Consider the following 26,529-nt stretch of genomic DNA (forward strand, 5'->3'; position numbering starts at 1 on the left):
GCCCTGGTGGCGCTCCCGTCGCCCGGGGGGCGGGCCGGCAGCCGCCTCGGGAACCCCGCGCCGCCGCGCACGCGTCCAGCCTGCGGATCGGGCATCCCGCCGGAGCAACGGTTGCCGTCCCTCAACGTCGTAGGAGTAGCGCAATGATCGAGGTCATCGTTTCCGCAGCACTCGTCAAGCTCGCCGAGGGATCCGGGTCGGCACTCGTCGACGCGATCCGCAAGCGACTCGTCAGGCAGCGCGAACCGGAGGAGACGATGGCGTCGCTGGACCGGGCCGCGCAGGGTGCGCCGTCCGCGGAGGACATCGCGAGACTGCGGGAGCTCCTCGTCAGGTGCGCCGCCGAGGATCCGGACTTCCTGCGGGAGCTCGCGCAGGACGGCACGCCGGCCGGCGCCACGAACGTGGTGGCTTCCAGCAACGTCGGCAAGCTGATCCAGGCTCAGCGCGTCGGGGACGTCACGATGTAGCCGAACCGTTCGTCTCCTGGTTGCCGCGCCGGGCGACGCCTGCGACGTCCGGCCATGGTAGAGCCGAAAGGTGACCGACATGGGTCCCGCACCCGAGAACACCTCGCACAACATCGCCGAGGGTCTTTCGGCGAACCAGATCCTCCAGGTTGGCTCGTCCGGTGCCATCTACGTTCAGCAGCCGCGTGCCGCGCGGTGGTCCCCCGAACCACCGCACATGCTTCCGGGCGGGATCGGGAGAATCGTCGGCCGGCACCACCTGTTGCAGGAGATGGACGAGGCGATGAACGCGCCCGGGTCGCGCTGCTGCATGCTGTGGGGCCTGGCCGGCTCGGGGAAGACGACCCTCGCCCTCGCCTGGGCCAGTTCGCGTATCGCCAACTACCCCGACGGGCAGTTCTTTGTCGACATGTGCGCGTACTCGGGCACGCCGCGGGTCGAACCGCGGGACGCCCTGCGCACCTTCCTGGCCACGCTCGGGATCAACCGCGCCGACCTGCCCGACAACGAGGCGGAATGGGGCAGCATCTTCCGTGCCGTCACCGCCGGGAAGCGCTGCCTGGTCATCATCGACAACGTGGGCTCCTACGACCAGGTTCGGGAACTCATACCGGGCTTCGGTTCGGTCCTGGTGGTCACCAGCCGCCGTGCCATTCCCGAGATGATCGTCCGGCACGAGGCCAGAGTTCTCAAACTTCCCCTGCTGACCATCGAAGAGGGAGTCGAACTGCTCGCCGAGCGGGTCGGGTTCATCCGGGTGGAGCGCGAGGACCACAGCGCACGACGCATCGTCCACCTCCTGGAGGGGCACCCGCTGGCGCTGGCCATCGTCTCGGCGAAGCTAGCCATCCACCCCAGTTGGACGATCCGGGACGCGGCGCGGGGGATCGAGGCGGAGCGGACCCCGCTCCGTTTCCTCGACGACGCCGGGCTGGGCATCGAAGTCGGACGGGTCATCTCCTGGTCGCTGGACGACCTGGACGCGCAGACCAAGCGGATCCTCTACGTCGCCTCCATGCTGCCGAGCACCGAGTGGTCCGTCTCGGTGCTCGGCCTGGTCGTCGACGAGCCCGTGCGTGACTGCGACCGGAGCCTGCAGATTCTGTGCCTGTCCTCGCTCATCGACGAGATCGGCCCCGGCCGCTACCGCTTCCACGACATCATGAAGGCCTATCTGTCGGAGACGCTCTCGCAGGTGCTGGACAGCTCCGAGCAGGAGGAACTCGGGCGGCGGGTCCGGACGGTGTACCTGGCGCTCAGCTACGCCGCGGACCGGGCCATCGATCCGAACCGCAACCCCCTGCCGTTGGACGGCGAGCTGGCGGCCCTCACCGGAGCCACCGGGTTCAGCATCGCCGAAGCCCTCGCCTGGTTCGAGTCGATCACCCCGTCCATGACCTATCTCATCGATGCTGCCCGGACCGGTCGGGACTTCACATTCATCACCCGGTTCGCCTGGTCCGTGAACACGTTCCTCTACTGGCGGCAGGACGTCACGAGGACGTTGACCATCCAGCAGGAGGCCGTCGATGCCGCGGTCGCCGGCGACCGGCCGATGGAGGCGCTGTCCCGGCGAGGACTGGGACGGGCCTACGCGGACACCGGGCAGCTCGAGTCCGCGAAGCAGGCACTCCGTGCCTCGATGGAGCTGGACGCGGCGCAGGGCGACGACACCGGGCTGGCGTCCGCCCAGCACGCCATGGCGGAGCTCGCCCTGCGATCGGGTGACCACCGGGAGGCGCTGCGGTGGGGCCTGCGGGCGGCACGGGAGTCCCGACGGAGCAACAATTCGGTGCGTGAGGCGCGCGGGCTCTACGACGCCGCCCGAGCCCTCACCGAACTGGACCACCATTCGTGGGCGCAAGCGCTCGGGCTCCGCAGCCTGGCCATGTGTGAAGATCAGGGAAACGCCTATGGCCGAGCCCTGGCGCTCCGGCTGCTCGGCGGCGTCGGCCTCAGGTCCGGCGATCTCGAGGAGGCCTGCACCTGGCTGGAGCGCGCCTGGCGGGTCGAGGAGTCCCTCGGCAACGTCCGTTCGGTGCGGACGATGCTGCGCCAGCTCGAGGACGCCTACGGCCGGCTGGGCAACGCGAGCGCCGTGGCGGAGGTTCAACGTGCCCTGGCCCGCCTCGAGCACTACCCCGATCCCACCCGCTCCACCCTGGTGATCGGGACGCCGGCCCCATGACCGCGCGGTATGCCCCGCTCGTCCCGTCCGACGAGGTGGCCAGCCCTCGGTCGTACCGACCGCTGCGCCGGCAACGGGAAGACGACAGCTTCCGTTGTGACGTCGAGGCGGTCATCCGTCATGCCTGTCGGGACGAGCAGGACGGTCCGGTTCTCCTCGCCACGTTCTTCGCCCTGACCCGGGAGCTGGCGGCCGAAGGAGCGCTGAGCTTCACCGGGCTGGTCCCGCCCGCGCGTTTCGACGGCGCGCGGCGGGCGTACGACTCGGCGGTCAGCGCCAAGGGCAGCAGGGGTTCGCTGCACAACTATCTGAACGTCGCGGACTGCGATTTCCTGCTCGATGATCCCCACTTCCGGGAAGCGTTCACGCACCCACTCCTGGTGGCGCTCGTCGCGCATGCTCTCGGCGCGCCCATGAAGATCATCGACCTGCGGGCGAAGGACACCCACCCGGTCGACGTCGTGGCGCGGGACAACACGTTGCACGTCGACAACAGCCCGTTCATGGACGAGTTCAAGGTGATCGTCGCGTGGACCCTGGGCACGGGTCGGGGGCCTTCTGGGCAGGGACTCACCTACCTGCCCCGGACGAACCGGCTGCTCAGGCAGTGCTACCTGGCACCCGACGGCGAGGCGTGGAGCGACGAGGACAGCTGCATCTTTCCTTCCGGGGCCCGGGTGGACGAGGCACTCGCCGCCCAGGCGCGCCTCTTCGACGACCGCCTTCCTCGCGTCGTCCACCTGAAGGACATGGCGGCGCCCTGCCACACGATCTTCGCCGCGAGCCGGCTGGTCCACCATCGGTACCGGACCTCCGCGGGCGGGGCGCGCAGTGCGATCATGGCGTCCTTCCACCGGATCGACGACGGCACCGGCTTCCTCGGCGTCGGCGACGTCGCGGGCGGGGACCTCGACCGGTTCCTGCTGACGGGGGGAGGGGACCGCTCCTTCCTGGGCCTCCTGACGGACCAGGCGGCGACGATCGTCGCGGCACTGAGGGCGGCGGCGACCTGGCCGGGCCTCGTCGTCGATCCGGACCGCCACCTCCTTCGCGGCACGGCACTGCGAGCCTGGTACGCGCGGCAGAGCGGGGGCGTCTCCCTCAACCAGCTCCGCTCGGCCACGCTGGCCGGATCCGCCGGCCAGGGATCGTCCGCCGCGGAACGACTCGTCCTGCGCATGCAGTACGACCTGCAGGGTGCCCTCAACATGCCGCTCTACGTCGACCTCAGGGAGGAGACCCGCAAGCGCGCGCGGATCGTGGTTCGGGAGATGAGGCCGGAGCACATCCTCGGCATCGTTGCGCAGCAGGACCCGGATCCGATCCTCCGGGACGCGGCCGCAGGGTCGCAGCGGGGGCTCGGCGAACTCACCGACCAGCTCTGCTCCGGTCTGCTGGCCCTGGAGCGGCTCATGTCGACCGCTCGGGTGTCCGGCTCGGCCGGCCCCGCCTGGGGATCGACCGACGGGCCGGCTGCGGCTGTCTCCCTGCACCGCTTCGTTGTCGACCTCGGCGTGGCGGCGAGGCGCGTGGCGGACAGCGACTCCCTCGTCACCGCCGCCGTCTTCGGTGCCCTCGCGGCGGCGCTGGCTGGCGACCTCTTCGACCTGGGCGATCGGGGCCGCGCCCTCACGGCCGAACTGTTCCGGATGTACGTGGATCTGGTGGCCCCCTCGCTCCGGGACCGGGAACCCGGTGCACCCTGACCGGGAGAAGCTCGACACGTATCTCCAGTTCGTCAACGAGGAGATGCAGACGGCCAAGCTGGCGTCCGAGATGTGGTTCCGCAGCGCGCCCGGCGCGGTGGTGGCCGAGAACGACCACTTCGTGCGGTCGGTGTTACGGCGGGGCCTGTCGCACGCAGAGCCACCGTCGGAGTCGGGGGACGTCGAGCCGCTGCCGACCGGTCCCGCCGCGCTCAGGGCGCGCTACTGGCAGCGCGTGGTGGACGCGAAACCCGTGGCGGTGCACTTCGGTGCGGCCGACCTCGACGGTCTGGACGACTACTTCGACGTGGCGACGGACCGGAGCAGCCAGGCTGCGGTCGCCCGCCTCCGGGCGGAGACGACCCCCCGCTCGCCGGCGGACCATCTCCTGCGCAGCGTCGAGCAGGTGGCGGCCGTGCTCGGGACGTCGCATTCCGAGTCGTGCCGACAGACCATGAACCTGTTGTCGACGGACTGGTGCGATCTCGTCCGGCGCTGCCGGAACGGACCGGAGCCCGCACTGCCGACCGCGGACCGGGTCCTCTCCGCGTTCTACGCCTCGATCTCTCCGGAGCTCGTGCGGCAGCGTCTCCTGACGCCCCCGTCGCGCTCCCGACACCGGCACAGGGGGGCGGCCGAGGCGTCGCTGACCAGCAGCCAGGCGCGGGAGATGGCTCGCTCGTACATGCTCGCCCGCCTGTGCTTCAGTGCCGAGGAGGTCCGAGTCGCCCGGCGGCTGGCCAGCCACCCGCGCCTCCAGTACGCCCTGCTGGCGACCCAGCTGCAGCTGGTTGCCGCGTCGTCGCATCGGGCCCGGCAACTGACCCGCGACTGGGGAACGGCCAGGGTCCTCCTGCCCTTCACGGAGGCGTTCGTCAGTAGCAATGGCTACCGGTCGTCGGTCACCGACCTCGCGCCGAACCCGAAGCTGATCACCGTGCTCTGCAACAACCTGCTGCCGGCGGTCGCCGGTGAGCTGCTCATCAGAGACGCCGGTCCGGACGACCTGGACGCGGGGACCCTGGCCGCCGGTGTCCAGGCCGCCTACCAGCGCGGCGTCTTCGCCGTCACGATCGGTCTCTTCCACGGGACCGCCGAGCCGGGCGTCGTGTCGCTGTCCGGCTTCAGTAGGCGGGTCTGCCCAGCGGCGCGGCCGTTCGCCGCGTTCTGCCGACGATGGCTCCCGTACTTCTTCGAGCGCTACCCGGGACCTGGGCGGCCTAGCCGCTGGTCGGGAGCGCCGCCCGCGCGGACGGCGAAGGCCGGTCCGTAGCGGAATCGGGGTCTTGAGAGGACGAAACGGGCCGTATCGGCCCTCCGCTGTCTGCGGATTCATGCGCTCGACCGTATGGAGTTGCAGTGCGTCATCCGGACGGGGTAGTCTCCGCTGCATAATCATGCGGAGGTGAGAATGGGTATCCGAGTTGCGGTAGCGGGGGCGAGCGGCTACGCAGGGGGCGAGCTGCTGCGCCTGGTCGCCGGCCACCCCGAGCTCGACCTGGTCGCCGCCACCGCGCACCGCCAGGCAGGCGCACCGGTCACCGCCGTACACCCGCAGCTCGTCGGGCTGGACCTGGTGTTCGCGGCGACCGACCCGGCGACCCTGGCCGACGCGGACCTGGTCTTCCTGGCCCTGCCGCACGGCGAGTCGGCGGCCCTGGCCGCCGCCCTGCCGGAGACGGTGCGGGTGGTCGACCTGGGCGCGGACCACCGGCTGCGCGACGCCGCCGCCTGGACGCGGTACTACGGTGGTGAGCACGCCGGGACCTGGACCTACGGCCTGCCCGAGCTGCCCGGCCAGCGCGCCGCGATCGCCGCCGCGACCCGGGTCGCCAACACCGGCTGCTACGCGGTGGCCACCACGCTCGCGCTCGCCCCGCTCGTCGCGGCCGGCGCGGTCGACCCCGCCGACGTGGTGGTGGTCGCCGCCTCCGGCACCTCCGGCGCGGGCCGGGCCGCCAAGACCAACCTGCTCGGCAGCGAGGTGATGGGCGACCTGTCGCCGTACAAGGTGGGGGCCCACCAGCACGTGCCGGAGATCAAGCAGGCCACCGGCGCGACCAGCCTCTCCCTCACCCCGCTCCTCGCGCCGATGCCGCGCGGCATCCTCGCCACGGTCACCGCCGTGCCGACCGGCTCCGGCATCGACCCTCGCGCGGTCCTGGCGGAGGCGTACGCGGACGCGCCGTTCGTGCACGTGCTGCCCGAGGGGGCCTGGCCGCACACCGCCGCCACCCTCGGCTCGAACTCCTGCCACCTCCAGGCGGGTGTCGACGTCGACTCCGGCCGGGTGATCGTGGTCAGCGCGATCGACAACCTCGGCAAGGGCGCTGCCGGCCAGGCCGTGCAGTGCGCCAACCTGATGCTCGGCCTGCCGGAGACCACGGGCCTGTCCGTCTGGGGGATCGCACCATGACCGTCACCACACCGAAGGGATTCCGGGCCGCCGGGGTTGCCGCCGGGCTCAAGGGCAGCGGCGCCAGCGACATCGCCCTGGTCGTCAACGACGGCCCGGACGCCGGGATCGCCGGCGTCTTCACCGCCAACCGGGTCAAGGCCGCGCCGGTGCTGTGGACCCAGCAGGTGGTCCGCGGCGGCGTGGCCCGCGCCGTGGTGCTGAACTCCGGTGGCGCGAACGCCTGCACCGGCCCGGCCGGCTTCCAGGACACCCACGCCACCGCCGAGCACACCGCCGCCGCGTTGACCTCGGCCAGCCCCCGGCTGCGGCTCGGCGCCGTCGACGTCGCGGTCTGCTCCACCGGCCTGATCGGCGAGCGGTTGCCGATGCCGAAGCTGCTGCCCGGCGTGCGGGCGGCGATCCGGGGCCTGTCCCGCGACGGCGGCACCGCCGCGGCCGAGGCGATCATGACCACCGACACCCGGCCGAAGACCACCGTGGCCGTCGGCAGCGGCTGGACCGTCGGTGGCATGGCCAAGGGCGCCGGCATGCTCGCCCCGGCCATGGCGACGATGCTCTGCGTGCTGACCACCGACGCGGTGGCCGGGCCGGCGGCGCTCGACGCCGCGCTGCGCGCCGCCTGCCGGGTCACCTTCGACCGGATCGACTCCGACGGCTGCATGTCCACCAACGACACCGTGCTGCTGCTGTCCAGCGGCTCGTCCGGCATCGAGCCGACGCCGGCGGAGCTGACCGCCGCCGTCACCGCCGCCTGTCACGACCTGGCCCAGCAGCTCATCGCCGACGCCGAGGGCGCCACCAAGCAGATCGCCATCGACGTGGTCGGCGCCGCGAGCGAGGACGACGCGGTCGAGGTGGGCCGGTCGGTGGCCCGCAACAACCTGGTCAAGACGGCGTTGTTCGGCAACGACCCGAACTGGGGCCGGATCCTCGCCGCCGTCGGCACCACCGCCGCCGCGTTCGAGCCGGACGCCGTCGACGTCGCCGTGAACGGGATCTGGGTGTGCCGCTCCGGCGCCGCCGCCGAGGACCGCTCCAAGGTGGACCTTACCGGGCGGGACGTGACGATCCGGATCGACCTGCACGCCGGCGACGCGGAGGCCACCGTGTGGACCAACGACCTGTCGCACGCGTACGTGCACGAGAACTCGGCGTACTCATCGTGAGCGCGAGGAATGCAGCGCAGCGGAGTCCCGCAGTCGCGATCGGAAGGTGGGCGCGGGCGAGCGCGAGGAATGCAGCGCAGCGGAGTCCCGCAGTCGCGATCGGAAGGTCGGCGCAGTGACTCTCACCGCGGATCTCACCCGGGCCCAGGCGAAGGCCGAGACCCTGATCGAGGCGCTGCCCTGGCTGGCCCGCCTCGCCGGCGCCACCGTCGTGGTCAAGTACGGCGGCAACGCGATGGTCGACCCCGACCTCCAGCGGGCCTTCGCCGCCGACATGGTGTTCCTGCGCTACGCCGGCCTCAAGCCGGTCGTCGTGCACGGCGGCGGGCCGCAGATCTCCGCCATGCTCGGCCGGCTCGGCATCGACAGCGAGTTCAGGGGCGGCCTGCGGGTCACCACCCCCGAGGCGATGGACGTCGTGCGGATGGTGCTGGTCGGCCAGGTCGGCCGGGAGCTGGTCGGGCTGATCAACGCGCACGGCCCGTACGCCGTCGGGCTCTCCGGCGAGGACGCCGGCCTGTTCACCGCCGTGCGCCGCCCGGCGTACGTCGACGGGGAGCCGGTGGACGTCGGCCAGGTCGGCGACGTCGAGTCGGTCGACCCGTCGGCGGTGACCGACCTGATCGCGGCCGGCCGCATCCCGGTGATCTCCACCGTCGCGCCGGACGTCGACGGGGTGCTGCACAACCTCAACGCCGACACCGCCGCTGCGGCGCTCGCGATCGCGCTCCAGGCCCGCAAGCTGGTCTTCCTCACCGACGTCCCCGGCCTCTACGCGAACTGGCCCGACACCGACAGCCTGGTCAGCGAGATCACCACGGACGACCTGGCGGAGCTGCTGCCGTCCCTGGAATCGGGGATGGTCCCGAAGATGGAGGCCTGCCTGCGGGCGGTGCGCCACGGCGTGCCCGCAGCACACGTCGTCGATGGCCGGGTCGCCCACTCCACGCTGCTTGAGGTCTTCACCTCGGAAGGGTTCGGAACGATGGTCGTGAGCGCGAGGAGTGAGCCTGCGAGCCCCGCAGTCGCGAACAGGAAAGGCTCGGTTGCGTCATGAGCACGCTGGTGGATCGCTGGCGGCAGTCGTTGATGGACAACTACGGCACCCCGCCGCTCGCGCTGGTGTCCGGCTCCGGCGCGGTCGTGGTCGACGACGCCGGCCGGGAGTACGTCGACCTGCTCGGCGGCATCGCGGTCAACGCGCTCGGCCACGCCCACCCGGCCGTGGTGGCCGCCGTGTCCCGGCAGGTCGCCACCCTCGGGCACGTGTCGAACCTGTTCGTCGCCGAGCCGCCGGTGGCTCTGGCCGAGTTGCTGCTGGCCCTCGCGGGCCGGCGCGGCCGGGTCTTCTTCGCCAACTCCGGCGCCGAGGCCAACGAGGCCGCGTTCAAGCTGTCCCGGCTCACCGGGCGGACCCACGTCGTGGCGACCGTCGGTGGCTTCCACGGCCGGACCATGGGCGCGCTCGCGCTCACCGGCCAGCCCGCCAAGGCCGACCCGTTCCGCCCGCTGCCCGGCGACGTCACCCACGTCCCGTACGGCGACGCGGCGGCCCTCGCCAAGGCGGTGACCGACGCGACCGCCATGGTCATCCTGGAGCCGATCCAGGGCGAGAACGGTGTCGTCGTCCCGCCCCCCGGCTACCTCACCGAGGCCCGGCGGATCACCGCCCGGCATGGCGCGCTGCTGGTGCTCGACGAGGTGCAGACCGGTGTCGGCCGCACCGGGCACTGGTTCGCCCACCAGGCCGAGGGCGTCGAACCCGACATCGTCACCCTCGCCAAGGGCCTCGGCGGCGGCCTGCCCATCGGTGCCTGCCTGGCCTTCGGCCCGGCCGCCGAACTGCTCAGGGCCGGCTCCCACGGCACCACCTTCGGCGGCAACCCGGTGAGCTGCGCCGCCGCCCTCGCGGTGGTGTCGACCATCGCCAGCGAGGGGCTGCTGGATCACGTCAAGCGGGTCGGCGAGCGGCTGCGCCGGGGCGTCGAGGCGCTCGGCCATCCCCTCGTGACCGAGGTGCGCGGCGCGGGCCTGCTGCTCGGGATCGTGCTCACCGCCGACGTGTCCGGCCCGCTGGCGATCGCCCTGCGGGAGGCCGGGTTCCTGGTCAACCCGGTGCAGCCCGGCGTGGTCCGGCTCGCCCCGCCGCTGGTCCTCACCACCGACCAGGTCGACGCCTTCCTGGCCGCCCTGCCCGCCGCCCTCGACGCCGCCACCACCCCGGAGGCCACCGCATGACCCGCCACCTGCTGCGCGACGACGACCTCTCGCCGGCCGAGCAGTCGGCCGTGCTGGACCTGGCCGTCCGGATGAAGGCCGAACGCTACACCCACAAGCCGCTGGCCGGCCCGCGGTCGGTGGCGGTGCTCTTCGACAAGCAGAGCCTGCGCACCCGGATCTCGTTCGACGCCGGCATCGCCGAGCTGGGCGGCCACCCGCTCGTGGTGGACACCCAGGTCACCCACTTCGGCCGGGGCGAGGCCCTCGCCGACGCCGGCCGGGTGCTGTCCCGGTACGTGGCCGCGATCGTGCTGCGCACCCACGGTGACGACCGGATCGCCGAGGTCGCCGCCGGGGCGAGCGTGCCGGTGATCAACGCCCTCACCGACGGCTTCCACCCCTGCCAGCTCCTGGCCGACCTGCTCACCGTCCGCGAGCGGTTCGGCGACACCCGGGGCCGCACCCTGGCGTACGTCGGGGACGCGGCGAACAACATGGCGCACTCGTACCTGCTGGCCGGGGCGACCGCCGGGATGCACGTGCGGGTCGCCGGGCCGGACGGGTTCGACCCCGACCCCGAGGTGGTCACCCGGGCGGCGGAGATCGCCGCTGGCACCGGCGGGTCGGTGCGGGTGCTGCGCGACCCGGTGGAGGCGGTCCGGGACGCCGATGTGCTGGCCACCGACACCTGGACCTCGATGGGGCAGGAGTCCGACGGGCTGGACCGGACCACCCCGTTCCTGCCGTACCAGCTCAACAAGGAGCTGCTCGGGCACGCCGCGCCGGGCGCGATCGTGCTGCACTGCCTGCCCGCGCACCGGGGTGAGGAAATCACCGACGAGGTGCTCGACGGCCCGCAGAGCGCGGTGTTCGACCAGGCGGAGAACCGGCTGCACGCGCAGAAGGCGCTGCTGGCGTACCTGCTGGAGAGCCCGGAATGACCGCCCCGCTGACCCGCGCCGCCCGGCACGCCCGCATCGTCGAGCTGATCCGCGACAAGGCGGTCCGCTCGCAGACGGAGCTGGCCGACCTGCTCGCCGGTGACGGCGTGGGAGTCACCCAGGCCACCCTGTCGCGGGACCTCAAGGAACTGGGCGCGGTCACCGCCCGGGGCGGCGACGGGCGTCCCGTGTACGTCATCCCCGAGGACGGCCACCGGCCGCTGCGCGACGCCGAGGCCGCCCCGGCCCGGCTGATCCGGCTGCTGCGGGAGCTGCTCAACGAGGTCGACTCCAGCGGCAACATCGCCGTGCTGCGCACCCCGCCGGGCGCCGCCCAATACCTGGCCAGCGCCTTGGACCGAGCGGGCCTGCCCGAGGTCGTCGGCACCATCGCCGGCGACGACACCATCCTCGTCGTGGCCCGCGAGGCCGTCGGCGGTGCCGCGTTGGGCGAGAAGCTCGCCGCGTGGTCCCGCCGGGAAGAGAACGTTGAAGGGAGTAACACACCATGACCGAGCGGGTCGTCCTTGCGTACTCCGGCGGGTTGGACACCTCCGTCGCGATTCCGTACCTGGCCGAGCAGACCGGCGCCGAGATCATCGCGGTGGCGGTGGACGTCGGGCAGGGCGGCGAGGACCTCGACGCCATCCGGAAGCGCGCCCTGGACTGCGGGGCCGTCGAGTCCGAGGTCGTGGATGCGCGCGACGAGTTCGCCGCCGAGTACTGCCTGCCGGCGATGCGGGCCAACGCCCTCTACATGGACCGGTATCCGCTGGTCTCCGCGCTGTCCCGGCCGCTGATCGTCAAGCACCTGGTGGCCGCGGCTCGCAGGCACGGCGGCACCATCGTGTCGCACGGCTGCACCGGCAAGGGCAACGACCAGGTCCGCTTCGAGGTCGGCCTGGCCGCGCTCGCCCCCGACCTGAAGATCATCGCCCCGGCCCGGGACTTCGCCTGGACCCGGGACAAGGCGATCGCCTTCGCCGAGGAGAAGGGGCTGCCGATCGACGTGTCGGCCAAGTCGCCGTACTCGATCGACCAGAACCTGTGGGGCCGGGCCGTGGAGACCGGGTTCCTGGAGGACATCTGGAACGCCCCCATCGAGGACCTGTACTCGTACACGTCCGACCCGGCGCAGGAGCGCGACGCCGACGAGGTGGTCATCACCTTCGACGCCGGCGTGCCGGTCGCGATCGACGGCGAGACCGTCACTCCGTACCAGGCGATCCTGGAGCTGAACCGGCGCGCGGGCGCGCAGGGCGTCGGCCGGCTCGACATGGTCGAGGACCGCCTGGTCGGCATCAAGAGCCGCGAGGTGTACGAGGCCCCCGGCGCGATCGCGCTGATCGCCGCCCACCAGGAGCTGGAGGCGGTCACCGTCGAGCGGGACCTGGCCCGGTTCAAGAAGGGCGTCGACCAACGTTGGGGCGAGCTCGTCTACGACGGCCTCTGGTTCTCGCCGCTGAAGAAGGCCCTGGACGCCTTCATCGACGACGCCCAGCAGCAGGTCTACGGCGAGGTGCGGCTCACCCTGCACGGCGGCCGGGCCACCGTCACCGGCCGGCGCTCCGAGGCCAGCCTGTACGACTTCGGCATGGCCACCTACGACACCGGCGACACGTTCGACCAGTCCCTGGCCAAGGGCTTCGTGCAGTTGTGGGGCCTGCCCAGCAAGATGGCCGCCGCGCGGGACGCCCGGTTGGGCGGCTCCTGACCGTGGGAACCACAATGGGTGGCGTGGACGACAAGAGCCTCACCGAGAACAGCGCCGCGACCAACCGTACGAGCCTGTGGGGCGGCCGGTTCGCCGGCGGCCCCTCCGAAGCCCTGGCCCGGCTGTCGGTCAGCGTGCAGTTCGACTGGCGCCTCGCCCCGTATGACATCGCCGGGTCCCGGGCGCACGCCCGGGTCCTGGCCGGCGCGGGCCTGCTCGACCCGGAGGAGCTGGGCCGCATTCTCGCCGCCCTGGACGACCTGGAGGCCGCCTGCGCCTCCGGGTCCTTCCGCCCCACCGTGGACGACGAGGACGTGCACACCGCCCTGGAACGCGGGCTGCTGGAGCGCCTCGGCAGCCTCGGCGGCAAGCTGCGCGCCGGCCGGTCCCGCAACGACCAGGTCGCCACCGACCTGCGGCTCTACCTGCGCGACCACGCCCGGGGCGTGGCCGCCCGGCTGGTCGAGCTGGCCGAGGCCCTCACCGAGCAGGCCGAGCGCCACGTCGACACGGCCGCACCGGGGATGACCCACCTGCAGCACGCCCAGCCGGTCACCTTCGGCCACTGGCTGCTGGCCCACGTGCAGCCGCTGCTGCGCGACCTGGACCGGATGCGGGACTGGGACCACCGGGCCGCGGTCAGCCCGCTCGGGGCGGGCGCGCTCGCCGGCTCCGGCCTGCCGCTGGACCCGGTGGCCGTCTCGAAGGAACTGGGCTTCCGCACGTCCTTCGCCAACTCGATGGACGCCGTGGCCGACCGGGACTTCGTCGCCGAGTTCCTCTTCATCACCGCGATGATCGGGGTGCACCTGTCCCGCCTCGGCGAGGAGGTGGTGCTGTGGACGTCGCACGAGTTCGGCTGGGTCGAGCTGGACGACGCCTTCGCCACCGGTTCGTCGATCATGCCGCAGAAGAAGAACGCGGACATCGCCGAGCTGGCCCGGGGCAAGTCCGGCCGGCTCGTCGGCGGCCTGGTGAGCGTGCTGACCATGCTCAAGGGCCTGCCGATGGCGTACGACCGGGACATGCAGGAGGACAAGGAGCCGGCCTTCGACGCGGTCGACACCCTGGAGCTGCTGCTGCCGGCCCTCGCCGGGATGATCTCCACGATGACCGTCCGCGTCGACCGCCTGGTGGCCGCCGCCCCCGTCGGGTTCTCCCTGGCCACCGAGGTCGCCGACTGGTTGGTCCGCCGCAACGTGCCGTTCCGGGACGCGCACGAGATCACCGGCAGGCTGGTCGCGCTCTGCGCGGTCCGCGAATGCGCCCTCGACGAGGTCTCCGACGCCGACCTGGCGACGGTCAGCGAGCACCTCGACCCGTCGGTGCGCGACGTGCTCTCGGTCTCCTCGGCGCTGGCCGCGCGGATCACCCCCGGCTCCACCGGCCCCGGCCCGGTCGCCGACCAGCTCGCGGCCGCCGCCGATCAGCTCGCCGGCTGGCGGGAGTGGGCCGCCGAGCAGGTCGTGCCCCGCTGACGACGCCGTCCTGACGCGGCGCGCGGGAGCCTCCCGCGCGCCGCGTCGGCCGTCGCGCCGCGCTCAGCCGCCGCCGGGCGGTCCCAGCTCAGCCGGCCGCCGGGCGGTCCCGCTTCGGCAGCTTCGCCACCACCGCCTCGTACGAGGCGTCCACCGCCTCGCGCAGCTCGTCGCCGTCGATCGCGCCGGTCAGCCGTAGGCTGTTCCACCCCGACCGGCCGAGGTAGGGGGAGGGGACCGCGTCGTCGGGGAACCGGTGCAGCCACTCGTCGGCGACGTCCCGGGTCGGGCCGCACTTGACGCCCACCCGCTCGCCCGCCTCCGGGCCGAGGAAGGCGAAGATCCGGCCGCCCACCTTCACGACCTCGTCGTTGTCCCACGGCCGGTCAAGCCACGCCCCCGGCTTCGCCAGGCAGTACGCCAGCAGCTCCGCTCGCTCCATCACCTTCCCCGCCCCGCGCCGTCGCTTCCGCCGCCCGGTCTGTCTCCCTCGCCGCGCCCTGCGCCCTCGTCGTCCCGCCGGGTGCCGTCGTTCCGGGCGTCGCCTTCGGCCACGACGTCGACCCGGCCGGTGAGCCGCTCGAAGCGCTGCCGGGCGGCCTGCGCCGAGCCGAGCCCGAGGCCGTGGGCGATGGCCTGCCAGGTCAGCCCCCGATCCCGGGCGAGCTGGAGCAGCCCGGCCTCCAGCGCGTCCAGTTCCGCCCGCACGTGCGGGACGAGGGTGAGCGCGGCCACCAGGTCGGCGGAGTCGACCGGCTCCTCGTCGGCGGCTAGCTCGGCCCCGCCAGCGGCCAGCGCGGTCACCAGGGCCACCGCCTCGTACGGGTCCGGCACGTACGGGTTGGTGTGACGTCGGCGACGCGCGTCGTCGGGCGCGTGCCGCTCGGCGATCCGGGTCAACGCGGCATAGGTGCGGTGCGCCCGGGCGCGGCCGGGGTCGGGGGCGGTGAACGGATCCTGCTGCGTCGCGGTCATGCCACCGAGTCCAGCAAACAAACAAGCAGTTGTCAACGAAGTGTTCAAAAATCTAATTGTTGATCAATGTTGCTGGGCGGGTCGTAGGCTCGCGGGATGGCATTGCAGACCACGGTGACCGATAGTCCGGAGCGCGTGGACGCTGTTGCGCAGATCTGGGCCGAGGCCACGGCGGCGCGGGACGGTGCTGAGGACGTCGCGCCGCTTGAGTTGGCTCGTCCGCTGATCCGGACTGTGCTGGACAGTTCACCGCGGTCGGTGCTGCTCGTGGCTGACGACGGTGGGCGGACAACCGGATTTGCGGCGATGGAGCCGTGGGGGCGGGCCCGCGAGGATCAAGCGATAGCGGAGGTCCGCTATGTCGGGGTCAGCCCGGGCGCCTGGGGTGAAGGCGTCGGACGACGGCTGATGGCGGCGGTCCCGGACGCGCTGGCGCAGGCAGGGTACGAGCAGGCGCTGCTGATGGTGTACACCGACAACACCCGGGCCGTGCGGCTGTACGAAGGCCTCGGCTGGCGTGTCCAGGGGACGCCGGTACCGCATCCGCGCAGCGGCAGGCTTGAGCAGTTGTACGTCCTCGACGTATCCGGTGGTGACGCGCGATGAGCGTCGGAGTGGGTTGAGGCGGGCCTTGAGCAGGCAGAGCTCATTGCCTTCGGAGTCGACCAGGACATGGCTGCTGGGTCTTGAGTCGGCAGCGAGCCGAATACGAAACTACGAGCACGCGCTTGTGCCGGGGCTGCTGCAAACCGAGGATTACACCGCGCAGGTTGTCCGGACGCGCCCGAACGTTTCCGACGACGAGGCGGCCAAGCTTGTCGAGCTGCGAGCGGAGCGGCAACGACTGCTGACCCGGAAGCGGCCGGTGGCTCCCGTGCTGGACGTGATCATCGAGGAAGCCCTGCTGCACAAGAGCGTGCCCGGTATGCCGGGGCAGATCGACAAGCTGGTGAAGGCCGGCGATGCGCCCAACGTGTCCGTCAGGGTGCTGCCGCTCAACGGCGCGATCACTCAGGTGGTGGTGTCCGGCGGCTTCGTCATCCTCGACTTCCCCACGCAGGGCGCCAGGTCCGCAGAGCCCACCACGGTTTACAACGAAGGCATTTCGGGTGCGCTCTACCTCGATCGGCTTGATGAAGTCAGGACGTACGCGGAAGTGTGGAACGCCCTCACCGCCCAGGCGTTGAGCGTTGAGGAATCCCGGAAGCTGATGCAGGAGATCAAGGAGAGGCACCATGACTGATCTGACCGGCGCGGCCTGGCGCAAGAGCACGAGGAGCAGTGCGCAGGGCAACTGTGTGGAGGTGGCCGACAACCTGACCGGGGTGGTCGGCGTGCGGGACAGCAAGGACGTCGAGGGGCCCGCTCTCGTCTTCTCTCCCGGGTCCTGGTCGGCCTTCGTGGAAGGCGTGCGGGCAGCGTCCTGAGCTGACCCTCCGGAGGAGGACACCAAGGGTGTTTCCGCACCCGAACTCGGAAAAGAAAAGGGCACCCATCCGTTTGCGGAGGGTGCCCTTTTCTGCGCGGACTCAATCCCGGTCCGCTTGCCGCGACAGCGCCGATGGTGGTTGTGCATGGACATCAGGCGTGGAATCCTCGGTGCCGAGAAAAGGGGATATCTATGATCAAAGTTGCCGTGACCAGTGTCTTCGTCGACGACCAGGAGAAGGCGCTGCGCTTCTACACGGACGTGCTGGGCTTCGCGGTGGGGCACGACGTCCCGCTCGGCGGTGGTGCCCGGTGGCTCACCGTCATCTCGCCGGCCGACCCCGACGGCGTTCACCTGCTGCTGGAGCCGAACGGCTCGCCGGTGGCGCAGGCGTACCAGCAGGGACTGCGCGCGGCGGGGCTTCCGGTGATGATTTTTGCCGTGGACGACCTGGCGAAGGAGCACGAGCGGCTCACCGGCCTCGGCGTCACGTTCACCGCCCCGCCGGCCCCGACCGGGCCGGTCCTCTCGGCGGTCCTCGACGACACCTGCGGCAACCTGGTCATGCTTCAGCAGCCGCTCGGCTGAACAGCCGGGCGCGAAGGTGAGACAGCGCCGAAAAGCCTGTTCCAGCGAGGAAGCACCCCTGCGCAGGTGGGCGGCGGCCGGCGTCGCTCCCGGTTAAATGGCGAGCCACGGCCACCTGGCACCGGTATGGTCTTGGCGTGCCACGGGAGCGTTCACGCTGCCGGAAAGCAACTGCCGCACCAGGCGTAACCCCGGCCCCGCCCGGCGATTGCCGGGTTGGGTTGATCGGGCGAGTGCTCACCGCCGTACGAGCCAACCGGCCTCCCGAACCGAGCTGGGCCGTTCGCCAGTGCCCCGATGGCGTCACACCCTGCGGTTATCTTTGCCGTCGCCGCTGACGAACTGCCCTGATTGAGGAGCCCGTGCCCGAGACAAGCCTTGTCGCCGAGAGCAGTCCCACGCCGGCACCCGCACACTGGAAACGCAACGTGGCGCTTTTCCTGTCCGGCCAGACCGTGTCGCTGTTCGGTTCAATGATCGTCCAGTACGTGGTCATGTGGTACGTCACGCTGGAGACCAAGTCCGGCCTGGCGGTCGCGCTCTACGCCGTCTGCGCGTTCGTCCCCCAGGGTGTCGTATCGATCTTCGGCGGGGTGCTGGCCGACCGGATGAACCGCAAGACGCTGACGATCATCGCCGACGCGGGTATTGCGGCGGCGACCCTGGTCCTGGCCCTGCTGATGTGGAACGGCATCACGGACCTGTGGGTGATCCTGCTGGCGGTCGCGGTCCGCTCCTTCGGGGCCGGGGTGCAGACACCGACGGTGCAGGCGATCATTCCGCAGATCGTGCCGGCCGACCAGCTGATGCGGGTCAACGGCATGTTCCAGACCACCAGCTCTGCGATGGCGTTGCTGGCTCCGGCGGTGGCTGCCGCCATCTACGCCGGTTTCGGAGTGGTGCCGATCTTCTTCCTGGACGTGATCACCGCCGTGATCGGCATCGGGCTGCTGGCCCTGGTCGCGGTGCCCACCCTGGATCGGGCGGCAGAGACCACGACCACCTACCGGCAGGACCTGGTCGAGGGCATGCGGTACATCTGGACCCACCGGATCGTCCGCTGGCTACTGCTGGTCTTCGCGATCATCTTCATGCTCACCGTCGCGCCGTCGTTCGTCACGCCGCTGATGGTGGCCCGCACCTTCGGTAGCGAAAAGTGGATGCTGGCCGTACTGGAGATCGCGTTCAGCGTGGGGATGTTGCTCGGCGGAGCGTTGATCTCCACCTGGCTGGTCAAGCGCAGCCGGATCGGACTCATCCTGATCTCCACCTTCAGCTTCGCGATCCTCACCGTGGCGATGGGCCTCAGCACCAACCTGTGGGTCTTCTACGGCTTCATGTTCTTGTTCGGGCTCGCGGTCCCCCTGTTCTCCACCCCGTTCATGACCTTGATCCAGGAGACGGTGGAGCCGGAGAAGCACGGCCGGGTGTTCAGCTACGTCGGTATCGTGATGGCCCTGGCCACCCCGATCGGCATGGTGGTGTTCGGCCCGCTGGCCGACGTGATCAGCGTCCAGACCCTGCTGATCGTGGCTGGCCTGGTCACGGTCGCCGTGATGATCGTGGCGATCATGGTGCCGTCCGGGCAGGCCGCGATCGCCGCCGCCCGAGCCACGTCGTCGCCGGTAGCCGAGGGCCCAGTTGCCGAGGAGCCGCTGGTCGCCCCCAGCTAGGCGACGCCACGGACGACGCGGTCGCCGGGTGCGTCGGTTCGGCCCCGGATAGGCTCGCGCCATGGTGTCGTCCCCCACCGCGTCGGCGCACGACGCCGGCCTCGCCGCGCTGGCCGAGCTGCTGGCCGGGCCGGTTGTGCCCGCCGCCCGGGGCCTGCTCGGCTGCCGGTTGTCGGCCGACGGGGTCACCGTCCGGATCACCGAGGTCGAGGCGTACGCCGGCACGGCCGGCGACCCGGCCTCGCACGCGCACCGGGGCCGCACCCCGCGCAACGCCGTGATGTTCGGCCCGGCCGGGCACGCCTACGTCTACTTCACCTACGGCATGCACTGGTGCGTGAACGTGGTGACCGGGCCCGACGGGGAGGCCTCGGCGGTGCTGCTGCGCGCCGGCGAGGTGGTCGACGGACTCGACGTGGCCCGCGCGCGGCGCGCAGCCGCGCGCCGGGACGTCGACCTCGCGCGCGGGCCCGCCCGGCTCTGCGCGGCGCTGGGCATCGACCGGGCCACCTACGGCGCCGACCTGCTCGGCGACGGGCCGGTGCGGCTGCGGCCGGTCGACGTGCCAGTGCCCGATTGCGCGGTTGCCGCCGGGCCCCGGGTCGGCGTGACGGGCGCGCACGACATGCCGTGGCGGTTCTGGATCGCAGCGGATCCGACGGTCAGCGCCTACCGCCGGCACGTCCCTCGTCGGCGGTCCTGACGCCGCTGTCGTCCGAGGGCGGATACCGGAGTGGCGCAGCCGCACCGGCTCGCTGCCAGGGCCGGCCCAGTCCTGCGCGGCGACGTGCCGGTGCGGCTGCGCACCGTGCCGGCGGGGGTCGCCCCGGTGCGTCCGCCGGTTTCTGTCGGTCCGGGTGGTCATAATCACGCCACATGTTCCCGGCGGACCGGAGGTAACCGTGGCGACCCTGCTCGCGATCGGCACCGGCAAGGGGCTCTTCCTCGCCACCAGCACCGACGGCCGTCGCAGTTGGCAGATCGACGGCCCGCACTTCCCGATGAACGGCGTCTACGCGGTGGCGGTGGACAAGCGGCGCGCCGTTCCCCGCCTGCTCGCCGGCACGTCCAGCTCGCACTTCGGGCCCAGCCTGGCGACCAGCGACGATCTGGGGTCGTCCTGGCAGGAGCCCGAGCACGCCCCGGTCGCCTTCCCGGCCGACACCGCGGCGAGTCTCGGTCGGGTCTGGCAGATCACCCCCGGCGGGCCGGCGGAGCCGGACGTGGTCTGGGCCGGCACCGAGCCGTCGGCGCTGTTCCGCTCCGCCGACGGCGGTCGCACCTTCGAGCTGGTCCGTGGGCTCTGGGACCATCCCCACCGCACGCAGTGGGGCGCGGGTTTCGGCGGGCAGGCGGTGCACAGCGTCCTGCCGCACCCGCGCGACCCGGCCCGGCTCGTGGTGGCCATGTCGACCGGCGGGGTCTACCGGTCCGACGACGCGGGGGCGAGCTGGGCGCCGGGCAACACCGGCATCCACGCCCGCTACCTGCCCGACGAGTGGCCCGAGTTCGGCCAGTGCGTCCACAAGATCGCCCGGGACGCCGGCGACCCCGAGCGGCTCTACGCCCAGAACCACCATGGGGTCTACCGCTCCGACGACGGGGGGAGTGCCTGGGCCTCGATCGCCGCCGGCCTGCCCAGCGACTTCGGCTTCCCGATGGTGGCCCATCCCACCCGCCCCGGCATGATCTGGTCGTTCCCCCTCGTCGCCGACTCGCAGCGCTTCCCGGCGGACCACCGCTGTCGGGTCTACCGTTCCGCCGACGCCGGTGAGGCGTGGGAGCCGCTCTCCGCCGGCCTGCCCGACGGCCCGTTCTACCCGGCGGTGCTGCGCGACGCGATGTGCGCCGACGACGCAGACCCGGCCGGGGTCTACTTCGGCACCCGCTCCGGCGAGGTCTACGCCAGCCGCGACGAGGGCGACTCCTGGTCCCTGGTCGCCGCCCACCTGCCCGACGTGCTCTGCGTCCGGGCCGCGGAGGTCTGAGTGGTCACCGTCCTGGTGCCCGGTCCGCTGCGCGGCGAGGTCGGCGGCGCGGCGCGGCTCACCGTCCGGGCCCACGGCACGCTGCGGGACGTCCTCGACGAGCTGGCCGACGGCTGGCCCCGGCTGGCCCGCCGCCTCCGCGACGAGCGCGGTGACCTGCGCCGATACGTCAACGTCTACGTCGACGGGGAGGACTGCCGGCACGCCGGCGGCCTGGCCGCCCCGGTCCGCCCCGGTGCCGAGGTGCGGGTGCTTCCCTCGGTGGCCGGCGGCTGACTCCGGCCCGGCTGGCGGGGCCCCGCCCGACGGAATAGTTGACTCGTCAAATAGGTTGTGCGCTGCGTCCGAGGGTCGCCAGACGGCCCCGGTAGTCAGCGAGGAGTGGGTCATGCAGTTCGGGATCTTCAGCGTCGGAGACGTCACCGTCGACCCGACCAACGGGCGGGAGCCGTCCGAGCACGAGCGGATCAAGGCGATGGTGACGATCGCCCGCAAGGTGGAGGAGGTCGGCCTCGACGTCTTCGCCACCGGCGAGCACCACAACCCTCCGTTCGTGCCGTCGTCGCCCACCACCATGCTGGGTTGGATCGCGGCCCGCACCGAGCGGCTGCTGCTCTCCACCGCGACCACGCTGATCACCACCAACGACCCGGTGAAGATCGCCGAGGACTACGCGATGCTCCAGCACCTGGCCGACGGCCGGGTCGACCTGATGCTCGGTCGGGGCAACACCGGCCCGGTCTACCCGTGGTTCGGCAAGGACATCCGCGCCGGCATCCCGCTGACCATCGAGAACTACGACCTGCTGCACCGGCTGTGGCGCGAGGACGTCGTCGACTGGTCCGGCAAGTTCCGTACCCCGTTGCAGTCCTTCACCGCCACGCCGCGCCCGCTCGACGGGGTGCCGCCGTTCGTCTGGCACGGCTCGATCCGCAGCCCCGAGGTCGCCGAGCAGGCCGCGTACTACGGCGACGGCTTCTTCGCCAACCACATCTTCTGGCCAAAGGAGCACACCCAGCGGATGGTCGGGCTCTACCGGGAGCGCTTCGCCCACTACGGGCACGGCTCGCCGGACCAGGCGATCGTGGGGCTCGGCGGGCAGGTGTTCATGCGGCGCAACTCGCAGGACGCGGTGCGGGAGTTCCGGCCGTACTTCGACAACGCCCCCGTCTACGGCCACGGCCCGTCGCTGGAGGAGTTCACCGAACAGACCCCGCTGACCGTCGGCAGCCCGCAGCAGGTGATCGACCGCACCCTGGGATTCCGCGACTACGTCGGCGACTACCAGCGGCAGCTCTTCCTGATCGACCACGCCGGCCTGCCGCTGAAGACCGTGCTGGAGCAGCTCGATCTCCTCGGCGAGGAGGTGGTCCCGGTGCTGCGTCGGGAGTTCGACGCGCTGCGCCCCGCGCACGTGCCCGAGGCACCCACCCACGCGTCGCTCGTCGCCGCCGCGTCCGCCGCCGCCGATGCCGGGACGGCGGCCGGCCGATGACCCGCCGTACCCTCGCCGTGGTGTCGGCCGGCCTCGGCCGGCCCTCGTCCACCCGGTTGCTCGCCGACCAGCTCGCCGCGGCCACCCGCGACGAGCTGGCCCGGGCGGGCGTCGAGGTCGAGCTGCGCCCGGTCGAGCTGCGCGACCACGCCCACGACGTGGTCAACAACCTGCTCACCGGCTTCCCGCCGCCGGCGCTGCGGCAGACCCTCGACGCGGTCGCCGGGGCCGACGGCGTCATCGCGGTCACGCCGATCTTCAACGGGTCGTACAACGGGCTGTTCAAGTCGTTCTTCGACGTGCTCGACTCCGGCACGCTGGTGGACCGGCCGGTACTGATCGCCGCCACCGGCGGCACCGCCCGGCACTCCCTGGCCCTGGAACACGCGGTCCGGCCGATGTTCGCGTACCTGCGGGCGGTGGTCGTGCCCACGGCGGTCTTCGCCGCGCCGGAGGACTGGTCCGGTGGGACCGCTGAGGGCGCCCTGCGCGCCCGGATCGTCCGCGCGGGCGGGGAGCTGGCCGACCAGGTGCGGCGGCGGCCCACCGCCGCCCCGCCCGACCCGTTCGCGCTCACCACCAGCTTCGACGACCTGCTCGCCGGCCGCGACCGGCCCTGACCGGCGCCGGCCCGTGACCCCACCCCGCCGGCCGCGTCGGTCCCCGGCCGAAGTGACCGGCGCCGAACGGGTCGGCGCAGAAGGGGCCAGCGCTGGCGTGGCCGGGGCCGGGGCCGGGGTGGTCGCCCGGCCGCTCAGCCGGCGTCGGTCGGGTACGGGTGGGCGACCAGCACCGGGCAGTGCGCGTGCTGCACCAGCGCCTGGCTGACCGATCCGAGCAGCAGCCCGGCGAAGCCCCCGCGCCCACGGGAGCCGACCACCACCAGGGTCGCGTCCCCGCTCGCCTCGATCAGCGCCTGTTCGGGCTTGGCCGCCCGTAGCGGCCGCCGCTCGACGGTCAGGCCCGGGTGCGCCGCCTCCACCTCGGCGGCGGCGCCGGCGAGCAGGTCCGTCGAGTCGGCCCGGACTGCCGCCCCCGACTCCGCGACCTCGTCGGGCACCGGGCGGGCGTCGTCGGCCGTCGCGACGTGTGCCAGCACCAGGTTGATGCCCCGGTGGGCCGCCTCGGCGGCGGCGAGGGCGACGGCGAGCCGCCCCGGCTCCGACCCGTCCACCCCGGCGACCACCGGGCCGTCGACCGGGATCGGCTGCTCCTCGGGACGGACGACCAGCACCGGGCAGTGCCCGTGCCCGGCCACCTGGGCGCTGACCGAGCCGACCAACAGGCCGGCGAAGCCGCCCAGCCCTCGGCTGCCGACCACCACCAGTTCCGCCCGGCGGGACTCCTCGACCAGGCTCGCCGCGGGGCCGCCGGCCACCTGGCGCACCTCGACGTCCACGCTGGGCCAGCGCCCGCGCAGCTCGGACGCCATCCGGTCGAGCATCCGCCGGGACTCGTCGGTCGGCGCGGGCACCCCGAGGTCATACGGGTTGATCGGCACGCCGTAGCCGAGCGGGTGCAGGTAGCCGTGCACCAGCAGCAGCGGCCGGGACCGCCACGCGGCCTGCTGCGCCGCGTGCTCGGCGGCGACCAGGCTTGACGGCGATCCGTCCACGCCCACCACGACAGGTCGGTTCATCAGCTCTCCCGGGCTCGATCAGAGGCCATTGTCGACGGCCTTGCCGCCGATCACCGGTATTTGCCCGGACACGCCGCCGGGCACGCCTGCCGGGAAGGAGGCCGGAGGCCGTCCCGGCAGGCGTCGTACCCCGCTCGGTGCCGTCACCAGGACACCCGTCCTGTCCGCGCCGGACGGTGTCGTGCCCGGACCGGTGTCGTCACCCGGATGCCCGTCGTGCCCGCGTCGGGCGGGGGAGCGCCCGCCGCGGGCACGACGGGGGGTCAGCCGTGGTCGGCGTCCCGGCGGTGCCGCACGATCGCCAGCGGGGAGCGGGCGTGGTGCAGCACGGCGTGACTGACCGAGCCGAGGAGCAGCCCGCCCCACGCGCCCCGGCCGTGCCCGCCGACCACGGTCAGCTGGGCGGACTCGGACTCCTCGACCAGCACCGGGGCCGGCGCGCCCCGGATCAGGCGTTGCCGCACCGGCACCTGCGGGTACCGCTCCGACCAACCGGCGACCGCCTCGGCGAGCGCCCGCTCCTCCTCCTCGACCAGCGCGTCGAGGTCGTACTCCACGGGCAGGATGTCGCCGGGGCCGACCGGCGCGGGGTAGAGCCAGGTGTGCACCGCCACCAGGCCGGTGCCCCGCAGGGCCGCCTCCTCGAAGGCGAAGCCGACGGCCTCGGTGGACAGCGCCGAGCCGTCGACGCCCACCACCACCGGCCCGTCGGCACGGGATTCGCCGCGCACCACGAGCACCGGGCAGCCGGCCCGCGCCGACACCTGGACCGCAGCCGAGCCGACCAGCAGCTCGGCGAAGCCGCCGAGACCGCGGGAGCCGAGCACCAGCAGCGCCGCGTCGCGGGACTCCCGCAGCAGCACCGGGATGGGGGAGCCGTCGACGAGTTCGCCGGTCACGTCCACCTCGGCGGAGATCTTCCTCGCCTCGGCGACCGCCTCGGCGACGACCTGCTCCGCGACGTCGCGCAGCCCTGCCTCGGACGGGCCAGCGGGCACCGGCCCGAGCGGGGTGGCGATCAGCGGCCAGACGAAGGCGTGCACCACCCTCAGCGGGCGGTTGCGTGCCGTTGCCTCCCGGGCCGCCGCCCGGACCGCGTCCAGGGCCGAGGCGGAACCGTCCACACCCACCACGACCGGGGCACCGGACCTGCTGGTCATTGCATCCTCCTTCGTCCAGTTCCAGCCTGCTCCGGCGCGGGCTCGCCGGTCAGGGCCACCGGGCCCGTACCCTGGGCCATTGGTCCCGAACCACCGTCGCCGCCGCCACCACCGCCACCGTCGCCCCGAGCGGGTCGGTGCCGAGCAGCATCCGCAGCGGCTCGACCAGCACCCCGCCGGGTCCCGCCGCCGCCGGCCCCCTGTCGCCCCCCGCGACGCGTCACCGGGCACGTCACCCCCTCCCCAGTCGTCCGTGCGAGCCGTCGGCGGCAGGGGCGTTGCGCCCGGGCGGCCCGGGACCAACGGCCCTGCCGCCGACAGCGCACGAGGAGTTCGGATTGGGGTGGGACCATCGACAGGAGGTCGAAGCTGTCCACCGTTGCGAGGCTCCCGGGCGACGCGCCGGGGCCCCGCGCCGAGGCGAGAAGAGGCGCCATGACCCCGCTCGACATGCTCCGCGACCACCCGTTCCTGGCCGACGTCCCCGAGCCCTGGCTGACCCGGCTGACCGGGTACGCCCGACCCGTCGTCTGGCACCCCGGCCACCGGCTGTTCCGGGCCGGTCAGCCCGCCGAGCGGTTCTGGCTGGTCCGGGGCGGGGAGGTGACCCTGGACTTTCCGGTGCCCGGCCGCGGCGACGTGGGGATCGAGACGATCGGCCCGGACGGGGTGCTCGGCTGGTCCTGGCTCTTCCCGCCGTACCGCTGGCAGTTCGGGGCGGTGGCCGTGCGGCGCAGCACCGCCGTCGAGTTCACCGCCGTCGGGGTGCGCCGGCTGATGGAGTCCGACGACGCGTTCGGCCGGCAGCTCACCGCCCGGTTCATGAGCGTGGTGGTGGACCGTCTCCAGGCGTCCCGGGTACGCCTGCTGGACCTGTACGGCTACCCCGCGGCCCTGCCCCCGACGGCCTGACCGACCCGTCCCGCGAGCAGGCCGCAGGGCGGCAGCTTTCGGAGGAATCCGTCACCCGTCGTGGGTGGACCCCCGGGCGGGAACGCCGTCGACGCGCCGGTGCACGATCAGCTCGTCGACCTCCAGCCGGCCGATGCGCAGCTCCCGGATGACCGCCCGGCGGATCGTCAGCCGGCCGATCGCGACGGCGGCCACGGCGACGGCCCCGCCGGCCAGCACCGCGACGGCGAGCGAACCGGTCGCGGCCGCGCCGATCGCCCGCGCCCCGACCGCGAGGGCGCCCGTGGCGTGCGCGGGCGCCACCCGGGTCCGGTGCCGGAGGAACGTCCCTGATCCGTTCATGTCGTGATCCTGCCACGGCCGCGGCG

28 protein-coding genes and 1 pseudogene are annotated in these 26,529 nt (G+C 72.6%); 23 read left to right on the forward strand and 6 right to left on the reverse strand.

The window, feature by feature from the left end; translation table 11 throughout:
- Nucleotides 1–143 precede the first annotated feature (143 nt).
- From ACQPZO_RS11445 to argH, 12 genes are all read left to right on the forward strand, one after another.
- Nucleotides 144–470: a hypothetical protein gene (locus ACQPZO_RS11445; RefSeq protein ID WP_433349542.1), complete on the forward strand. Its 327-nt coding sequence runs from the start codon at nt 144–146 to the stop codon at nt 468–470.
- A gap of 79 nt (nt 471–549) precedes the next feature.
- A complete protein-coding gene (locus tag ACQPZO_RS11450; RefSeq protein WP_433349544.1) occupies nt 550–2,658 on the forward strand; it encodes an NB-ARC domain-containing protein in 2,109 nt (702 codons plus the stop codon).
- Nucleotides 2,655–4,364, forward strand: a complete 1,710-nt coding sequence (locus ACQPZO_RS11455; protein WP_433349546.1) for a hypothetical protein — start codon at nt 2,655–2,657, stop codon at nt 4,362–4,364. Before ACQPZO_RS11450 ends, ACQPZO_RS11455 begins: the two co-directional genes overlap by 4 nt.
- Nucleotides 4,354–5,637, forward strand: a complete 1,284-nt coding sequence (locus ACQPZO_RS11460; RefSeq protein WP_433349548.1) for a hypothetical protein — start codon at nt 4,354–4,356, stop codon at nt 5,635–5,637. Before ACQPZO_RS11455 ends, ACQPZO_RS11460 begins: the two co-directional genes overlap by 11 nt.
- A 138-nt stretch (nt 5,638–5,775) precedes the next feature.
- Nucleotides 5,776–6,780: an N-acetyl-gamma-glutamyl-phosphate reductase gene (gene argC, locus ACQPZO_RS11465; protein WP_433349550.1), complete on the forward strand. Its 1,005-nt coding sequence runs from the start codon at nt 5,776–5,778 to the stop codon at nt 6,778–6,780.
- Entirely contained in the window at nt 6,777–7,949 is a 1,173-nt protein-coding gene (gene argJ / locus ACQPZO_RS11470; protein ID WP_433349551.1) for a bifunctional glutamate N-acetyltransferase/amino-acid acetyltransferase ArgJ, read from the forward strand. Before argC ends, argJ begins: the two co-directional genes overlap by 4 nt.
- A gap of 115 nt (nt 7,950–8,064) precedes the next feature.
- Complete coding sequence (gene argB / locus ACQPZO_RS11475) at nt 8,065–9,006, forward strand: acetylglutamate kinase (RefSeq protein ID WP_433349553.1); 942 nt, start codon at nt 8,065–8,067, stop codon at nt 9,004–9,006.
- Entirely contained in the window at nt 9,003–10,187 is a 1,185-nt protein-coding gene (locus ACQPZO_RS11480) for an acetylornithine transaminase (protein ID WP_433349555.1), read from the forward strand. Before argB ends, ACQPZO_RS11480 begins: the two co-directional genes overlap by 4 nt.
- Entirely contained in the window at nt 10,184–11,110 is a 927-nt protein-coding gene (argF, locus tag ACQPZO_RS11485) for an ornithine carbamoyltransferase (RefSeq protein ID WP_433349556.1), read from the forward strand. Before ACQPZO_RS11480 ends, argF begins: the two co-directional genes overlap by 4 nt.
- Complete coding sequence (locus ACQPZO_RS11490; RefSeq protein WP_161691541.1) at nt 11,107–11,622, forward strand: arginine repressor; 516 nt, start codon at nt 11,107–11,109, stop codon at nt 11,620–11,622. The genes argF and ACQPZO_RS11490 overlap by 4 nt, the downstream gene beginning before the upstream one ends.
- A complete protein-coding gene (locus tag ACQPZO_RS11495; RefSeq protein WP_433349558.1) occupies nt 11,619–12,824 on the forward strand; it encodes an argininosuccinate synthase in 1,206 nt (401 codons plus the stop codon). The genes ACQPZO_RS11490 and ACQPZO_RS11495 overlap by 4 nt, the downstream gene beginning before the upstream one ends.
- A 14-nt stretch (nt 12,825–12,838) precedes the next feature.
- The gene (argH, locus tag ACQPZO_RS11500; RefSeq protein ID WP_387019336.1) at nt 12,839–14,302 is read left to right on the forward strand and encodes an argininosuccinate lyase; all 1,464 of its coding nucleotides are present in this window, start codon (nt 12,839–12,841) and stop codon (nt 14,300–14,302) included.
- Nucleotides 14,303–14,390: 88 nt separating this feature from the next.
- Here the strand turns inward: argH and ACQPZO_RS11505 are convergent, their stop codons facing one another.
- A complete protein-coding gene (locus tag ACQPZO_RS11505) occupies nt 14,391–14,744 on the reverse strand; it encodes an MmcQ/YjbR family DNA-binding protein (RefSeq protein ID WP_433349560.1) in 354 nt (117 codons plus the stop codon).
- Entirely contained in the window at nt 14,744–15,277 is a 534-nt protein-coding gene (locus ACQPZO_RS11510; protein WP_433349561.1) for a DNA-binding protein, read from the reverse strand. Before ACQPZO_RS11510 ends, ACQPZO_RS11505 begins: the two co-directional genes overlap by 1 nt.
- Before the next feature lie 96 nt (nt 15,278–15,373).
- Between ACQPZO_RS11510 and ACQPZO_RS11515 the strand changes: the two genes are divergently transcribed.
- The 10 genes and pseudogenes from ACQPZO_RS11515 (at nt 15,374) to ACQPZO_RS11560 (ending at nt 23,070) form a co-directional block, all read left to right on the forward strand.
- A complete protein-coding gene (locus tag ACQPZO_RS11515; protein ID WP_433349563.1) occupies nt 15,374–15,883 on the forward strand; it encodes an N-acetyltransferase family protein in 510 nt (169 codons plus the stop codon).
- A gap of 73 nt (nt 15,884–15,956) precedes the next feature.
- A pseudogene (locus ACQPZO_RS11520) lies at nt 15,957–16,520 on the forward strand (DUF5753 domain-containing protein); the annotation flags it as partial.
- Entirely contained in the window at nt 16,513–16,704 is a 192-nt protein-coding gene (locus ACQPZO_RS11525) for a DUF397 domain-containing protein (RefSeq protein WP_433349565.1), read from the forward strand. The pseudogene ACQPZO_RS11520 and the gene ACQPZO_RS11525, both read left to right, overlap by 8 nt.
- Before the next feature lie 197 nt (nt 16,705–16,901).
- On the forward strand, nt 16,902–17,294 hold the full coding sequence (locus ACQPZO_RS11530) for a VOC family protein (protein WP_433350941.1): 393 nt from the start codon (nt 16,902–16,904) through the stop codon (nt 17,292–17,294).
- A 428-nt stretch (nt 17,295–17,722) separates the two neighbouring features.
- Nucleotides 17,723–18,967: an MFS transporter gene (locus ACQPZO_RS11535; protein WP_433349567.1), complete on the forward strand. Its 1,245-nt coding sequence runs from the start codon at nt 17,723–17,725 to the stop codon at nt 18,965–18,967.
- 61 nt (nt 18,968–19,028) lie between these two features.
- Complete coding sequence (locus tag ACQPZO_RS11540) at nt 19,029–19,670, forward strand: DNA-3-methyladenine glycosylase (protein ID WP_433349570.1); 642 nt, start codon at nt 19,029–19,031, stop codon at nt 19,668–19,670.
- A 199-nt stretch (nt 19,671–19,869) separates the two neighbouring features.
- Nucleotides 19,870–20,955: a WD40/YVTN/BNR-like repeat-containing protein gene (locus ACQPZO_RS11545; RefSeq protein WP_433349571.1), complete on the forward strand. Its 1,086-nt coding sequence runs from the start codon at nt 19,870–19,872 to the stop codon at nt 20,953–20,955.
- Entirely contained in the window at nt 20,956–21,231 is a 276-nt protein-coding gene (locus tag ACQPZO_RS11550; protein WP_387019267.1) for a ubiquitin-like small modifier protein 1, read from the forward strand. It begins immediately after the preceding gene.
- A gap of 112 nt (nt 21,232–21,343) precedes the next feature.
- Nucleotides 21,344–22,450 (forward strand): LLM class flavin-dependent oxidoreductase, encoded by a 1,107-nt coding sequence (locus tag ACQPZO_RS11555; RefSeq protein ID WP_433349574.1) that lies wholly within the window; start codon nt 21,344–21,346, stop codon nt 22,448–22,450.
- Entirely contained in the window at nt 22,447–23,070 is a 624-nt protein-coding gene (locus ACQPZO_RS11560) for an FMN reductase (RefSeq protein ID WP_433349576.1), read from the forward strand. The genes ACQPZO_RS11555 and ACQPZO_RS11560 overlap by 4 nt, the downstream gene beginning before the upstream one ends.
- A gap of 134 nt (nt 23,071–23,204) precedes the next feature.
- On the opposite strand, the gene ACQPZO_RS11565 is transcribed toward ACQPZO_RS11560, so the two are convergent.
- The 3 genes from ACQPZO_RS11565 to ACQPZO_RS11575 form a co-directional block, all read right to left on the reverse strand.
- On the reverse strand, nt 23,205–24,089 hold the full coding sequence (locus ACQPZO_RS11565; protein ID WP_433349578.1) for a universal stress protein: 885 nt from the start codon (nt 24,087–24,089) through the stop codon (nt 23,205–23,207).
- 263 nt (nt 24,090–24,352) lie between these two features.
- Nucleotides 24,353–25,249 (reverse strand): universal stress protein, encoded by an 897-nt coding sequence (locus tag ACQPZO_RS11570; RefSeq protein WP_433349580.1) that lies wholly within the window; start codon nt 25,247–25,249, stop codon nt 24,353–24,355.
- A 49-nt stretch (nt 25,250–25,298) separates the two neighbouring features.
- Nucleotides 25,299–25,421 carry a hypothetical protein gene (locus ACQPZO_RS11575; protein ID WP_433349581.1) on the reverse strand — a complete coding sequence of 41 codons (123 nt, stop codon included), beginning with the start codon at nt 25,419–25,421 and terminating at the stop codon, nt 25,299–25,301.
- Between the two features lie 263 nt (nt 25,422–25,684).
- Between ACQPZO_RS11575 and ACQPZO_RS11580 the strand changes: the two genes are divergently transcribed.
- Complete coding sequence (locus ACQPZO_RS11580; protein ID WP_433349583.1) at nt 25,685–26,161, forward strand: cyclic nucleotide-binding domain-containing protein; 477 nt, start codon at nt 25,685–25,687, stop codon at nt 26,159–26,161.
- Nucleotides 26,162–26,212: 51 nt separating this feature from the next.
- Here the strand turns inward: ACQPZO_RS11580 and ACQPZO_RS11585 are convergent, their stop codons facing one another.
- Entirely contained in the window at nt 26,213–26,503 is a 291-nt protein-coding gene (locus ACQPZO_RS11585) for a hypothetical protein (protein ID WP_433349585.1), read from the reverse strand.
- Between the last annotated feature and the right edge of the window lie 26 nt (nt 26,504–26,529).

This window comes from Micromonospora sp. CA-111912 (genome assembly GCF_050948415.1).
Classification (GTDB): domain Bacteria; phylum Actinomycetota; class Actinomycetes; order Mycobacteriales; family Micromonosporaceae; genus Micromonospora.

Excerpts from the sequence above, each read along its gene's own strand:
- ACQPZO_RS11505 (WP_433349560.1), bottom strand. The coding sequence starts at position 14,744 with ATGGAGCGAGCGGAGCTGCTGGCGTACTGCCTGGCGAAGCCGGGGGCG.
- ACQPZO_RS11495 (WP_433349558.1), top strand. The coding sequence starts at position 11,619 with ATGACCGAGCGGGTCGTCCTTGCGTACTCCGGCGGGTTGGACACCTCC.
- ACQPZO_RS11450 (WP_433349544.1), top strand. The coding sequence starts at position 550 with ATGGGTCCCGCACCCGAGAACACCTCGCACAACATCGCCGAGGGTCTT.
- ACQPZO_RS11455 (WP_433349546.1), top strand. The coding sequence starts at position 2,655 with ATGACCGCGCGGTATGCCCCGCTCGTCCCGTCCGACGAGGTGGCCAGC.
- ACQPZO_RS11570 (WP_433349580.1), bottom strand. The coding sequence starts at position 25,249 with ATGACCAGCAGGTCCGGTGCCCCGGTCGTGGTGGGTGTGGACGGTTCC.
- ACQPZO_RS11525 (WP_433349565.1), top strand. The coding sequence starts at position 16,513 with ATGACTGATCTGACCGGCGCGGCCTGGCGCAAGAGCACGAGGAGCAGT.
- ACQPZO_RS11585 (WP_433349585.1), bottom strand. The coding sequence starts at position 26,503 with ATGAACGGATCAGGGACGTTCCTCCGGCACCGGACCCGGGTGGCGCCC.
- ACQPZO_RS11515 (WP_433349563.1), top strand. The coding sequence starts at position 15,374 with ATGGCATTGCAGACCACGGTGACCGATAGTCCGGAGCGCGTGGACGCT.
- ACQPZO_RS11565 (WP_433349578.1), bottom strand. The coding sequence starts at position 24,089 with ATGAACCGACCTGTCGTGGTGGGCGTGGACGGATCGCCGTCAAGCCTG.
- argF (WP_433349556.1), top strand. The coding sequence starts at position 10,184 with ATGACCCGCCACCTGCTGCGCGACGACGACCTCTCGCCGGCCGAGCAG.
- ACQPZO_RS11540 (WP_433349570.1), top strand. The coding sequence starts at position 19,029 with ATGGTGTCGTCCCCCACCGCGTCGGCGCACGACGCCGGCCTCGCCGCG.
- argC (WP_433349550.1), top strand. The coding sequence starts at position 5,776 with ATGGGTATCCGAGTTGCGGTAGCGGGGGCGAGCGGCTACGCAGGGGGC.
- ACQPZO_RS11555 (WP_433349574.1), top strand. The coding sequence starts at position 21,344 with ATGCAGTTCGGGATCTTCAGCGTCGGAGACGTCACCGTCGACCCGACC.
- ACQPZO_RS11490 (WP_161691541.1), top strand. The coding sequence starts at position 11,107 with ATGACCGCCCCGCTGACCCGCGCCGCCCGGCACGCCCGCATCGTCGAG.
- argH (WP_387019336.1), top strand. The coding sequence starts at position 12,839 with ATGGGTGGCGTGGACGACAAGAGCCTCACCGAGAACAGCGCCGCGACC.
- ACQPZO_RS11560 (WP_433349576.1), top strand. The coding sequence starts at position 22,447 with ATGACCCGCCGTACCCTCGCCGTGGTGTCGGCCGGCCTCGGCCGGCCC.
- argJ (WP_433349551.1), top strand. The coding sequence starts at position 6,777 with ATGACCGTCACCACACCGAAGGGATTCCGGGCCGCCGGGGTTGCCGCC.
- ACQPZO_RS11510 (WP_433349561.1), bottom strand. The coding sequence starts at position 15,277 with ATGACCGCGACGCAGCAGGATCCGTTCACCGCCCCCGACCCCGGCCGC.
- ACQPZO_RS11445 (WP_433349542.1), top strand. The coding sequence starts at position 144 with ATGATCGAGGTCATCGTTTCCGCAGCACTCGTCAAGCTCGCCGAGGGA.
- ACQPZO_RS11480 (WP_433349555.1), top strand. The coding sequence starts at position 9,003 with ATGAGCACGCTGGTGGATCGCTGGCGGCAGTCGTTGATGGACAACTAC.
- ACQPZO_RS11580 (WP_433349583.1), top strand. The coding sequence starts at position 25,685 with ATGACCCCGCTCGACATGCTCCGCGACCACCCGTTCCTGGCCGACGTC.